Consider the following 12987-nt stretch of genomic DNA (forward strand, 5'->3'; position numbering starts at 1 on the left):
CACACTTTGCTGATGAATCAAGCTAGCCATGCTTTGAAAAACGGGCCCCGCTCATCTTGACCGGGGCCCGTTTGTTATCAGCCGTTGTCGATCACGCCATATTGTCCGGCTCAGTAGTCGTACTGTTTACATTGCTTGCTCTCGAACTCCCCGCGCCAGCGTGATAACTCCTGCTCTGTGCCGAGCGTGTCCCCTTTCTTGATAGCTTGTTCCAGTATCTCAATCCGGTCGTATAGCCAGCGGCACTCTGCCGTCGGGTTGTTCTTGCTGATGCCAGCCATTGGCAGCAAACAGAGTCCCAGCCAAACATATTTCATCCCTAACGCTCCTTGTCATTGTGATGATAAAAGTCTCCTTGGAGTCTATTATTCTAGCCGCAATGAGAGAGATAGAGCTACTGCTGTCCTTGGGGTAAGATGATGCCATGTCTGTTTATTTATACAGTGGTATGCGCAAGATCATCCATATCGACATGGACTGCTTTTTTGCCGCCGTGGAGATGCGGGACAACCCCTCACTGCGGGAGGTGCCGCTGGCCATCGGTGGTGCCTCCGAGCGGCGTGGCGTCATCTCGACCTGCAACTATGTAGCGCGCCGCTTCGGGGTGCGCTCCGCCATGCCGAGCGCACTGGCGAAAAAGCTCTGTCCGCCGCTGGTGCTGATCCCCGGGCGAATGGCGGTTTACAAAGATATCTCCCGCCAGCTCAGGGCTATTTTCCTCCGTTATACCGATCTGGTGGAACCGCTGTCGCTGGACGAGGCTTATCTCGATGTGACCCATAGCACCTGCTGCGGCGGCAGTGCCACCTTGATGGCCCAGGAGATCCGTCAGGCCATTGTCAGCGAATTGGGCCTGACTGCCTCGGCCGGGGTGGCACCGAACAAGTTTCTGGCCAAGCTCGCCTCGGAGCAGCGTAAGCCTGATGGGTTGTTTGTCATTCGCCCCGATGAGGTGGCGGAGTTTGTCTGCCAGTTGCCCCTTGGCAAACTGCCCGGGGTCGGCCGCAAGACTGCCGAGCGGCTGGAGGCGCAGGGGCTTTATACCTGCGAGGATGCGCGAGCCTTGCCTGCCGACGAGCTGTGCCGCCGTTTTGGCAAGTTGGGCGAGATGCTGACGACCCGGATCTGGGGTCTGGATGAGCAGCCGGTGCAGGCGCACCGGATCCGCAAAACCATCGGAGTGGAGACCACGTTGGCAAGTGATTTGTCGAACGAGGAGGCTTGCATGACGGTATTGCAGCAGTTGCTGCCGGAGCTGGAGCGGCGTTTCCAGGCAGCTTGTTGTGCCGAGCAGGTGATGGGACAGGGGATTAAAATAAAATTTGCCGACTTCCATCAGACTACTGTCTATCGCAGCCAAGGCGGCTATCAGGCCAGCCTGTTTATCCCTTTGCTAAAAGAGGGTCTGCTGCGTGCGGAAGGGCGTTCGGTGCGCTTGCTGGGGCTGGTGGTGGGGTTGCCAAAAGAGGGGGAGGTTAACCAGCTATCACTGGATTTGCTGTGAGATGGTTAAGTTTTTGTTTATAAAGTCGATAATCTACCCATATCGCTCTCTCTTACATAGGAACATTGGCATGAGCGCACTTTCTGTCCAGGGCCGGATTACCCTGATCGCTGGCTGCTGTCTATTGGTCACCGCTGCTGCGCTGGTCGCTTCCTCGATATATAACGCGGACAAGATGCAGCAGCAGGTGCGACAAGCCACCATGCAGGATGCTCAGCAGTCAGCCGAGAACTGGATGAAGGCGATGGGCTCCGAGCAGGCGGCCAAGGTGACCAGCTATCTCGATGAGGCCTATTTCCGGGCCAGTTTGCTGGCCGAGAGCGTGTTGTTCCAGCGCAAGAATGCGGCCGACAACTTTGTTCATTCAGAGGCGCTGCGCAGTGCCATCAATCAGCAGTTACACGATGCTGCCGCCTCATCCACCAATTTGCTCGGGGTATACGCGGTGTTCGAGCCTGACCAGCTGGATGGAGAGGACAGCAATTATCAGGGCTCGACCGAACTTGGCGCCAACGACAAGGGACGGTTCTCCTCTTATTGGGCCTATGACAATGGCAAGCTGGTTGCCGAGGTGCAGAACGAGGATGTGCTTGCTGACGAGACACCTACCGCTGCTGGCGGGGTCGAAAACGAATGGTATCGCTGTAGTATCCGCTCCCGCGGACTCTGTTTGCTGGAACCCTATCTGGACGATGTTGGCGACAAAAAAGTCTTGATCACCTCGGTCACCGCACCCTTGCTTGATCAGGGGACATTGCTGGGCATGGTCGGGGTCGATATCTCCCTGAGCACTTTGCAAAATCTGGTTTCAGCGATGGATAAGGAGCTCTATGACGGCCAAGGCAAGATATTGCTGGTGAGCCATGAGGGGCGAGTGGCGGGGGCGGATCAGTTTGAGGTGACCCTGGGGCGCGGATTGGGTCAGCAGTATCAAGGGTTGGCCACCGAGCTGAAAGGGTGGCTCAGCCAGGGACAAGAGCTGAGTCGCTGGAGCCGCGATGGTGCCCTGTTGCAAACCTTTATGCCGGTATCGATGCGGGGTACCGACGGTAAATGGGGTATCTATATCGAGTTGCCAAGGGCCGTGGTGCTCGCTTCGGCCCAGCAACTGCAGGATGATCTTGCCAGTGAGGCCAATCGTAGCGTGGTCTCGCAGCTGATGATCGGGGTGCTGATTTCACTGGTGGCGTTGATTTTTATCTGGCTGATGGCGCGCCAGATAGTGGCCCCTATTCGCGCCGTGGTGGCCCGCCTCAAGGATATCGCCACCGGCGAGGGGGACCTGACCCAGCGTATCGAGATCCTGCGACAAGATGAAATTGGCGAGTTGGCCAAGTGGTTCAATAGTTTCCTCAACAAGCTGCAATCCACTATCAGTCAGGTGATTGATACGGTTGCCGGCACCCGCAGCAGTGCCGAGCAGGCGGCGCAAGTTGCCGAGCGCACCAGCAGTGGTATGCAGGCCCAGTATCAGGAGATCGATCTGGTGGCGACCGCATTTGAAGAGCTGAGCGCCACGGCGCTGCAGGTATCCGGTAATGCCAGCTCTGCAGTTGCGGCGGCCAACACCACAGATGCTGCGGCGCAAGAGGGTAAATATGTGGTCGCAGATACCCAGGCGGCGATGCGCAAGCTGATGACCATCATCAACGATGCCCAGCCGGTGGTGGAACGGCTCGCCGCCAACAGCGACAACATCAATGACATCCTTATCGTGATCCAGGGGATTGCCGAGCAGACCAATTTGCTGGCATTGAATGCGGCGATCGAGGCGGCACGGGCCGGTGAGCAGGGCCGTGGTTTCGCGGTGGTGGCTGATGAGGTGCGTAATCTGGCTGGCCGCACCCAGAATGCCATCGTCGAGATCCAGACTCTGATCAGCCTGCTGCAATCCGGTACCGGCGCAGTGGTCAAGGCGATCCGCGATGGCCATGGTCAGGCGGACGAGACCCTCGCCAAGGTAGACCTCTCGGTGCAGGTGCTGGAACAGATCATCCAGTCGGTTTCCACCATCCATCAAATGAACGAGCAGATTGCCCGTGCAGCCCAAGAGCAGAGCCGGGTGGCAGACGAGATTAATCGCAACGTCAGCAACATTCGCGATGTGAGCCATACCATCCGTGCCGAAGCGGCGACCTCTGCCGAAAATGGTCGTGAGTTGTCGGTACTGGCAGATAAACAGCAGCAGTTGGTGGGGCAGTTCAAAGTGTAAAGGGATGAAAAAAGGCGCCATCCGACTGGAGGCGCCAAACACATTCAGATGACAGACGGGGTCAAATCGATAAGATTTGAGCCCCTCTTCCCGCAGAGGAAGTAACACAACACCACAATCACAGTCGAAAGACTCACGAAAAACACATGTAAACCAACATGTAGTAGAAAATGTGAGCCATATGACGACTGATTGCTGGGCGAATTATGTTTATTCACTGGTCGGCCCGCAACCGACAAATTATAATGCGCCCCATTAGAAAAACTCATCGTCGGCTGGTGTCATGTCTCGTCGTTTACCACCGCTTAATGCCCTCAAGGCGTTTGAAGCAGCGGCTCGCCACTTAAGCTTTACCCGCGCAGCAGAAGAGTTGTTTGTGACTCAAGCTGCCATCAGTCATCAGATCAAGGCGCTGGAGGAGTATCTTGGTATCAAGTTGTTCCGCCGTAAAAATCGCTCCTTGTTGCTGACCGAAGAGGGGCAGGGCTATTTTCTCGACATCAAAGATATTTTTACCTCCATCTCGGAGGCGACCGACAAGTTGCTGGCCCGCAGCGCCAAGGGGGCGCTGACCGTCAGTTTGCAGCCGAGTTTTGCCATCCAGTGGCTGGTGCCACGACTGGTGCGCTTCAGCGAGCGCCACCCGGATATCGATGTGCGGATCAAGGCGGTCGACCTCGATGAAGGGGCGCTCACTGACGATGTGGATGTCGCCATCTATTACGGGCGCGGCAACTGGCCCGGCCTGCGGTGCGACAAATTGCACACCGAATACCTGATCCCGGTCTGTTCCCCCTTGCTGCTGACCGGGCCCAAGCCGCTCCGGACACCGGATGACCTGATCCGCCATACCTTGTTGCACGATACCTCACGCCGCGACTGGAAGGCCTGGTTCCGCCAGCTTGATATCGATGCCCCCAACGTCAATCAGGGGCCTATTTTCAGCCACTCGACCATGGTGATCCAGGCCGCTATCCACGGTCAGGGGGTAGCCCTTGGCCACAGTGTGCTGGCTCAGCCAGAGATCGAAGCGGGTCGTCTCATCTGCCCGTTTGAGCAGGTGCTGGTGAGCAAGAATGCTTTCTATCTGGTGTGCCAGGAGCAGCAGTCGGATCAGGGCAAGATAGTGGCCTTCCGCGACTGGATGCTGGAGCTGGTGGAGCAGGAAGAAGCTCGGCGCAGGGCGTTGCTCGGCGATGATTGATGTGCTGAGGGAGGGGGCAGTTGATGCCCCCGTTCGCATTTTGCTGGCCCATGGCGCTGGCGCGGGGATGGATCATGGGTTTCTCGCCCAGCTGTCACGCCTGCTGGCGGGGCCCGAGATCGAAGTGGTGCGCTTTAACTTCCCCTACATGACCAAACGGGCACAAGATGGCAAGCGCCGCCCGCCGGACAGGCAGCCGCTGTTACTCGAGCACTGGCGCCAGATGGTGCGGGAGTTTGCTCATCCGCGGCTATTTTTGGCAGGTAAGTCGATGGGGGGGCGGATGGCCGCCGAGTTATATCATGACGGTAGCGATGCGATGAATGCTGCAGGATTGCTCATTCTCGGGTATCCTTTCCACCCCCCGGCAAAGCCTGACCGCTGGCGGGGGGACGTGCTCAAGCAAATAAAGGTACCTACTCTGCTGTTGCAGGGAGAACGCGACACCTTCGGCAGCCGCGCCGAACTGGCAGAATTTCCCTTCTCACCCAACGTATCGGTCCATTGGTTGACCGATGGCGATCATGGTTTCAAACCACGAAAAGTCAGCGGTGTGAGCGAGCAGGAAAACATGCAGTATGCCGCGGATACCATCAAGCACTTTGTTGCCCTGCGCGGGTAGCCAAGTGGTGATGGCTGATGTGCCGGGCCTGACAAGACAGGAATAATGAGGATGCAGATCCACCGACATTGGCTGGTTCTAGCGGGCTTTTTTGGCCTGACCGGGACCATGCTGGGCGCTTATGGTGCTCACGGTCTGGCGGCGAGCGGTATTACCCCCGCGCTGTTGGCCGCATTCAATACCGCCGTGCAATACCAGTTTTTTCACACATTGGCCCTGCTGGTACTGGGCTTTTGTGGCGTGCGCAGCAAGGTGATTAACCTGGCTGGCACCGCATTTGTGCTGGGGATCTTCGGATTCTCCGGCAGTATTTACGCCATGGTGCTGCTTGGCAGCAAAGGGTTGGGGCTTATCACCCCGGCTGGTGGCCTCTGTTTTATGTTGGGATGGGTAGCTCTGATATGGGCTGGCTGTCGTCTTGGAGGAAAAAATGAATAATCTGCTGCTTTATTGCCGCCCCGGTTTTGAGAAAGAGGCGGCGGCAGAGATCACCGAGCGTGCCAGTAGCATGCAGTGCTACGGTTTTGCCCGGGTCAAGGACGACAGCGGTTATGTGATCTTCGAGTTGTATGATGAGGAGCAGGCCGATCTGTTGGCCCGCAAACTGCCATTCAAAGAGCTTATCTTTATTCGTCAGATGCTGGTAGTGACCCACGAGCTGAAGGATCTGGATGTCTCCGATCGGATTTCACCGATCATTGAAGCGACCAGTGAGTACACCATTTGTGGTGATGTACGGGTTGAGACCGCTGACACCAACGAAGCGAAAGAGCTGTCGGCTTTCTGCCGCAAGTTCACTGTGCCGCTGCGTCAGGCGCTGCGTAGCAATGATCGCCTGACCAAGAAGGAGACGCCGCACCGTCCGGTGTTCCACGCCTTCTTCATGGCTAACGATCACCTGTTGTTGGGTTACTCCTACTCGTTCAACAACTCCGAATTCCACATGGGGATCCCGCGTCTGCGTTGTCCGCCAGATGCACCGAGTCGCTCCAGCCTCAAGCTGGAAGAGGCGTTTTACGTCTTTGTTCCCCGTGAAGAGTGGGAGTTGCGCCTCTGTTCCGGCCTGAAGGCGGTGGACTTGGGCGCTTGCCCGGGTGGCTGGACCCATCAGCTGGTACGTCGTGGCATGATGGTAACCGCAGTGGATAACGGCACCATGGCCCAATCCCTGATGGATAGCGGTCAGGTCAAGCACCTGCGCGATGATGGTTTTGTCTGGCGTCCGAGCAAGAAGAATACCTACTGGCTGGTGTGCGACATGGTTGAGAAACCGGCGCGGGTCGTCCACATGATCGCGGACTGGTTCCGTGAGAATGATTGTCAGGAAGCGATGTTTAACCTTAAGCTGCCGATGAAGAAGCGCTATGCCGAAGCGGTACACAACATTGAGGTGTTGCGTGGCATGCTTAAAGAGATCGATAACGCCTTTGTGATCCAGGCCAAGCAGCTCTATCACGATCGTGAAGAGATCACCGTGCATGTTTATAACAAGTACTGGATCTCCAAGCTGCAAGCCAAGGAGTAAGCTTCTTCGCGAGAGGCTAATCAAAAAAACCGACTGCAGTGATGCGGTCGGTTTTTTTTGCTTGGCGGGATGGGCGCTCCATCAGAAGCGGTAATCCAGGCGCAGGGATGATTCATCATCGGTCAGCTTTAACTCTATTTGCAGCGGAATGGTCTTATCGAGCGGGCTGAACTGCATTTTGAGCCCATCACCGCGTAATCTGACGGAAGTATGCATCCCCCCTGCCTTGAATTTGACCTTGGGTCGAAAGCGCTCGACTGACAGGCTGACGCTCTTCTCTGGGGTCAGATTAAGTTGCGGGTAGGAGGTGATTTTCTGATTACCAACGCTATCGGTAGACACCTCGATGCCAAACGAGAGGGCTTTGGGGGCCTTGAGCAGGTCGTTGGTATCCAGGCTGGAACGCCAGACTTCGGTAGCGGCCCGTTTCTCTTGCAGTGGCAGCCTTGGGCTTTGACTCTTTTGAGTCAATTCGAATGCCCCGACACCGCCACTGAGCAGTAGCCAAACCGGGATCAGATAGAACCCACCTCCATTCATAAACAAGCCTCCTTGCTATCCGTATCTTTAGAACATAGTTGCTGTCCAGTATCCGGGAAAGGGGTAGGAGATATAAAAAAGGGAGCCGAAGCTCCCTTTTTAAATCAATGGATTAACTCACAGTCGATCGATGATCGCCTGGGTGAATTCACTGGTGGAGGCGCTACCGCCCAGATCGCGGGTGACCCGATCACTGGATTCGATGGTAGCTCGTACTGCCTCGCGGATCCGCTCCGCCTTATCCTGCATGCCGAGGTACTCCAGCATCTGGATGGAGGCGAGGATCACCGAGGTCGGGTTGGCAATGTTCTTGCCCGCGATGTCGGGAGCAGAGCCATGCACTGCCTCGAAGATGGCTGCGCCATCGCCGATATTGGCACCCGGTGCCATACCCAGGCCGCCCACCAGACCGGCGCAGAGATCCGAGAGAATGTCACCGAACAGGTTGGTGGTGACCATCACGTCGAAACGCTCCGGATACATCACCAGATTCATGCAGGCGGCGTCGACGATCATCTCTTCGCTCTGGATATCCGGGTAGTGGCCGGCGATTTCACGAGCCACTTCGAGGAACAGGCCAGAGGTCGATTTGAGGATGTTGGCCTTGTGGATGATGGTGACCTTCTGGCGTCCCTCCTGGCGGGCCAGCTCGAAGGCGAACTTGACGATGCGCTCGGCTCCGTCGCGGGTGATGATGCTCATCGCCTCGGCGCTCTTGTTGTCATCGCTGCGCTTCTGACCTGCACCCGAGTACATTCCTTCGGTGTTCTCGCGCACCGTGATGATATCTATGTTCTCGTAACGGCTTTTGGTGCCCTTGAAGGAGATAACCGGACGTACGTTGGCGTAAAGGTTGAACTTCTTGCGCAGAGATACGTTGATCGAGGTAAAACCGCCACCGACCGGCGTGGTCAATGGCCCTTTCAGGCTGACCTTGTTCTTCTCAATCAGATCCAGGGTTGCCTGGGGCAGCAGCTCACCATGTTTTTCGAGGGCAACCAGACCGGCATCCGCATATTCGTATTCAAAATCGCAGCCCGTATGGGTCAGGATCTGGATGGCTGATTCGATGATGCTGGGGCCGATGCCGTCGCCGGGGATCACGGTAATTTTTCTTTTGGACATGAGAGGGTTCCACTTCCAGGGTATAGGGGAGGATGGGGCTGCTTTATAGCATTTACTCAGCAAACCAACCACATTCCTTTACATTCTACTCATTTTCATCAACAGCGAGGGTGAGTCTCGTCATGGTTCGCGCCCTTGCCTGCATTTTTCTTCGGTAATTCACCCTGGCTGAGGCGGGTAACGGATGTCCCGCAGGTTGAACCCCAGCACGATATCCCGTTGCAAGCGCACCAGTCGCTGGGCTAGCAAGGCATCCTCCTGATGCTGGCGCAACTTGAGCAGGGGTTTACTGGCGTCCTCTTGCTGGCAAGCGGCCAGCATGGCCGTTAAATTCTCGTATTGTTGCACCAATTGTGTGGCGGTTTTGGGGCCAATACCGGGTACCCCCTTGATATTGGAACCATTGATACCGGTCAGAGCCCAGAAGTCGACCAGTTGAGCCGGTGCCACTCCATATTGCTGCTGGACGAAGGCCGCATCCAGCCAGCGTTTGTTGAAGTAGTCGCGAACCCGGATCTGCGGGCAGAGCAACTGGCAGAACCCCTTGTCGGTGGAGATGATGGTCGCCTGATGGCCGTGACTGGCGATGCCGCTGGCGAGAGTGGCGATAAGGTCATCCGCCTCATCGGTCTCGGAAAGCAGGGCATCGACCCCGCACTCCCAGAAGGCATCCTGCAGGGTCGCCAGCCCTTCACGCAGCTCGGGGGGCATGGGCGTGCGTCCCTCTTTGTAGGCCGGATAGACCCCTTTGCGCCAGCTGTGTATCTCCCCATCGAACACGGCTATAACATGGGTCGGTTCGCTATTGGCGAGCAGCTTACAGCAGGTATTGATCAGGTTGGCACGGGTGGCAACCAGCGCCTGGGCCGGTGTCAATGTCTGCTGGGTTTGCACCGCATGCAGACGGCGAATGAGGTTGAGGGCATCGATGATAAGCAGATGTGGCATGGGGCACTCTTGGCAGTCAGGACGCGCTATTGTAGCAACTGGTTGGCTTGATGGGAGTTTTTCGGTGTAATCCGCACGCCAGAGAGTAAAAAGGGAGGGGCGCCAGTGCGCCCCTCCCTTCGTATTGCGATGCCTGCTTGCTGACGATCGTCAGCGCACTATCTCGTAGCAGGGCACATACTGGCTGCCCGGCAGCTTCATCCGCTGCTGTTTAACGAAGCTTTCCAGCAGCTTGTCCATCAGGTGCATCAGCTCCTTGTCACCATGCAGCTTGAAGGGGCCCTTTTTCTCGATGGCGCGAATGCCCCCTTCCTTGACGTTGCCAGCGACTATGCCTGAGAAGGCCCGACGCAGGTTGGCGGCAAGCAGTTGCGGCGGTTGATTGCGATGCAGATCCAGGCTGGCCATGCTGGCGTGATCCGGCTCAAACGGTAGCTGGAATTCCGGCTCAATCTTGAGCGACCAGTTGAAAGAGTAGGCATCACCGACCGATTTGCGATATTCACGGATCTTCGGCATCGCCTCTTTCATGGTGCGAGCCACTTCCGGTGCATCGCCCACGATAATCCGATACAGCTTGGTCGCCGGTTCACCCAGGGTGGCCTTGATGAAATCATCGATAGCACGGAAGTAATCTTCGCTCTCTTTCGGGCCAGTCAAAATAATCGGGATCGGCTGCCGCTCGTTGGCCGGGTGCATCATGATGCCAAGCAGATAGAGCAGCTCTTCGGCGGTACCGACCCCACCCGGGAAGATAATGATGCCATGGCCCAGACGGACGAAGGCTTCCAGCCGTTTTTCAATATCCGGCAGGATCACCAGTTCGTTAACGATGGGGTTGGGCGGTTCTGCGGCGATGATCGAGGGTTCGGTCAGACCTATGTAGCGACCGTTACGTACCCGTTGCTTGGCATGGCCAACCGTTGCGCCCTTCATCGGCCCTTCCATGGCGCCGGGGCCACAGCCGGTACAGATGTTGAGTTCGCGCAATCCCAGCTCGCTACCCACTGCACGGGTGTACTGATATTCGATCTGATTGATGGAGTGACCACCCCAGCAGACTATCAGGTTGGGATCGGCACCCGGCAGGATCACCTTGGCGTTGCGCAGGATGGCGAACACCACGTTGGAAATATGGGTAGAGTTGGTCAGGTTGACCAGGCGGTTGGATTCGAGCTGATTGGAGACATAGAGAATATCGCGCAGTACCGAGAACAGATGCTCTTGAATGCCGCGGATGATCTCGCCATCGACGAAGGCGTGCTCGGGAGCATTGAACAGCTCCAGCTTGACCCCGCGTTCGCGCCGGATCACATGAATATCGAACGATTTGAAGCGCTCCAGGATCTCCTTGGAGCTGTCGGTATGGCTACCGGAGTTGAGAACTGCCAGCGAGCAGTTGCGAAACAGTTGATAGATATCGCTGGAGGCAGTTTGCTTGAGGCGGTCCACCTCAAGCTGCGACAGCAAGTCCATGCTGCCGACGGGATTGATGTGCGTAATCATAGGTTCCCCTTACTCATCTTGTTATCGTTGTGTTTTTCCCTGGGGAGAAAAGGGGACGCCATGTTGCATCCCCTGAGGTTGATAGTAGTGGCAAGGGTGGGGTGAGGGAAATAGGGGGGTGACTGATCGCTGTTTTTTTAGTCACCGTTCAGGCCAGTGTCACCTGGTCTCGTCCGCCGTGTTTGGAGTGATAGAGCGCCTGATCTGCTCGCTCAAATACATCGGACGGATTATCACCCTCCTTGAACAGGGTGGCACCGATAGAGATGGTGATCTCTACCTTGGCATCACGAAAACGGAACGGGATGCTCTTGATGGTCTGGCGCAAGGTTTCAAGGGGGGTTTGAAATTTGTCAGGGTTGATGTTGGGCAGCAGCACGACAAATTCTTCTCCACCAAAGCGGGCAATAAAATCGGTATCACGCAGGGCACTTTGCAGGGCCTTGGCGACCACTTTCAAGGCTTTATCGCCGGCCAGATGGCCGTAGTTATCATTGATGTTCTTGAAGTGGTCGATGTCGATGATCGCCATGCATAGCGGGCTGCCGTAACGTAGCCAACGTTTGTATTCCTGCTCAAGCCGTTCGTCGAGTGCGGCCCGGTTGTGGACCTGAGTCAGGCTGTCGAGGAACAGTTTGTGTTTTTGGATGGTCAGCCGCTTTTTGTATTCTGCAGTCTCATCCTTCATCAACCGCAACTTGGACTCCATGCTCGAGAGGCGGGTGAGCAGATGGCGCTCTCTGGTAGCGGTGTTATCGCGATCTTGCAACAGCAAATTGATGGCACCCATATGGCCGGAGATGGCCTGTTTGAGTGCATCAAAGGTGTGTTGGTGAGCCAGCGAATGATCGATAGCCTGCAGCTGGTTGACCAGCGCTTTGCGCGTTTCCGTGGTTTCATTTTGCAGCGCCCGGCCTTCATCGAGTGACTCGGTAAACCCGATGTGGACTGCTGACAGACTCTCGTTGAGGGAGCTCAGGAACGCACGGGAAGCGGTACGCTCCTCACGGGTGCCTTCAATGATGAGTTCGATCACCTGCAAACAGGTTTCGGCTAACAGACCGGGATTGACCCCGACCAGCAGTTGACGACGGATATCCGCCAGGCTTTCACCGATGGATCCGGCAAAATCGAGCTCGGTGATCAGCCGCTGCAGCTCATCGGCAATGCGAGCGTGATCCTTGAGATCAAAGGGATCTGGCGTGATGTCGTTACCGGAGGGCAGTAGCGGTTTGCTCGGCAGTAGCTGGATCTTGATTGCTTGCTGGTAAAACTCCAGCAATTTGATCACCTTGCGCTGATGATCGGCAATGCCATAGCCCGCCGGGCTGGCCAGAAATTCCTTGAGAGATTTGCGGGTATCTTCGGGGAAGCCCTTGATGGTTTTCAGCTGTTTGGAGCCAAGTTCGATGGCGCTCTGGGTCAGGGTTATCGACTCTTCCAGCGCATTACTGTGTTGTTGCAGCAGTTTTTCAATGGCAAGCAGATCGGTTTCTAACGCGGTGAAGGCCGGATTGCTATCGAGTTTGGATTTGAGTTTGGCGAAACGGTTGTCCAGCTCACGATCGAAGCCACGGCAGGAGAGCATCAACTTGTTGATAAACAGGATGCCGCGAGCCCGCTCAGCATCGGAGAAAGAGAGAACACCGTCTAGTTCCAGCTGTTTTTGCTGAAGGGATTCCCTGAGCCTGGCCAATTGTCCTGCTACGGCAGCGATGTCATTCATTATCAGGTCGCCCTGTTGTCATTATTGTTTTTGGTGTTTGATAGCAACAGTAGTAAAACCCGGTGTCGAGCTCTG

Annotated in this window: 12 protein-coding genes; 6 read left to right on the forward strand and 6 right to left on the reverse strand. The window is 56.2% G+C overall.

What is annotated here, in order from left to right; genetic code table 11:
* Nucleotides 1-110 precede the first annotated feature (110 nt).
* Nucleotides 111-317, reverse strand: a complete 207-nt coding sequence (locus tag CK911_RS01580; RefSeq protein WP_042019992.1) for a hypothetical protein — start codon at nucleotides 315-317, stop codon at nucleotides 111-113.
* 131 nt (nucleotides 318-448) lie between these two features.
* On the opposite strand from CK911_RS01580, the gene dinB reads away from it, so the two are divergent.
* The 6 genes from dinB (at nucleotide 449) to rlmM (ending at nucleotide 7067) form a co-directional block, all read left to right on the forward strand.
* Nucleotides 449-1504: a DNA polymerase IV gene (dinB, locus tag CK911_RS01585; RefSeq protein WP_098968759.1), complete on the forward strand. Its 1056-nt coding sequence runs from the start codon at nucleotides 449-451 to the stop codon at nucleotides 1502-1504.
* Nucleotides 1505-1574: 70 nt separating this feature from the next.
* Nucleotides 1575-3716, forward strand: a complete 2142-nt coding sequence (locus CK911_RS01590) for a methyl-accepting chemotaxis protein (protein ID WP_098968760.1) — start codon at nucleotides 1575-1577, stop codon at nucleotides 3714-3716.
* A 283-nt stretch (nucleotides 3717-3999) separates the two neighbouring features.
* Nucleotides 4000-4920: a transcriptional regulator GcvA gene (locus tag CK911_RS01595; protein WP_042019998.1), complete on the forward strand. Its 921-nt coding sequence runs from the start codon at nucleotides 4000-4002 to the stop codon at nucleotides 4918-4920.
* Nucleotides 4913-5542: an alpha/beta fold hydrolase gene (locus CK911_RS01600; RefSeq protein WP_098968761.1), complete on the forward strand. Its 630-nt coding sequence runs from the start codon at nucleotides 4913-4915 to the stop codon at nucleotides 5540-5542. The genes CK911_RS01595 and CK911_RS01600 overlap by 8 nt, the downstream gene beginning before the upstream one ends.
* A 51-nt stretch (nucleotides 5543-5593) precedes the next feature.
* Nucleotides 5594-5980: a DUF423 domain-containing protein gene (locus CK911_RS01605; protein ID WP_098968762.1), complete on the forward strand. Its 387-nt coding sequence runs from the start codon at nucleotides 5594-5596 to the stop codon at nucleotides 5978-5980.
* The gene (gene rlmM / locus CK911_RS01610; RefSeq protein ID WP_068976822.1) at nucleotides 5973-7067 is read left to right on the forward strand and encodes a 23S rRNA (cytidine(2498)-2'-O)-methyltransferase RlmM; all 1095 of its coding nucleotides are present in this window, start codon (nucleotides 5973-5975) and stop codon (nucleotides 7065-7067) included. Before CK911_RS01605 ends, rlmM begins: the two co-directional genes overlap by 8 nt.
* Nucleotides 7068-7148: 81 nt before the next feature.
* On the opposite strand, the gene CK911_RS01615 is transcribed toward rlmM, so the two are convergent.
* From CK911_RS01615 to CK911_RS01635, 5 genes are all read right to left on the reverse strand, one after another.
* On the reverse strand, nucleotides 7149-7607 hold the full coding sequence (locus CK911_RS01615; RefSeq protein WP_098968763.1) for a hypothetical protein: 459 nt from the start codon (nucleotides 7605-7607) through the stop codon (nucleotides 7149-7151).
* A gap of 117 nt (nucleotides 7608-7724) precedes the next feature.
* A complete protein-coding gene (locus tag CK911_RS01620; RefSeq protein ID WP_098968764.1) occupies nucleotides 7725-8732 on the reverse strand; it encodes an isocitrate dehydrogenase in 1008 nt (335 codons plus the stop codon).
* Nucleotides 8733-8891: 159 nt separating this feature from the next.
* Nucleotides 8892-9680, reverse strand: coding sequence for a flap endonuclease Xni (gene xni / locus CK911_RS01625; RefSeq protein ID WP_098968765.1), 789 nt, complete (start codon nucleotides 9678-9680; stop codon nucleotides 8892-8894).
* Nucleotides 9681-9830: 150 nt separating this feature from the next.
* Entirely contained in the window at nucleotides 9831-11186 is a 1356-nt protein-coding gene (gene ppnN / locus CK911_RS01630; RefSeq protein ID WP_042020010.1) for a nucleotide 5'-monophosphate nucleosidase PpnN, read from the reverse strand.
* Between the two features lie 148 nt (nucleotides 11187-11334).
* Nucleotides 11335-12912 carry a diguanylate cyclase gene (locus tag CK911_RS01635; protein ID WP_098968766.1) on the reverse strand — a complete coding sequence of 526 codons (1578 nt, stop codon included), beginning with the start codon at nucleotides 12910-12912 and terminating at the stop codon, nucleotides 11335-11337.
* Nucleotides 12913-12987 lie beyond the last annotated feature (75 nt).

The organism is Aeromonas sp. CU5, from assembly GCF_002586745.1.
GTDB lineage: Bacteria > Pseudomonadota > Gammaproteobacteria > Enterobacterales > Aeromonadaceae > Aeromonas > Aeromonas sobria.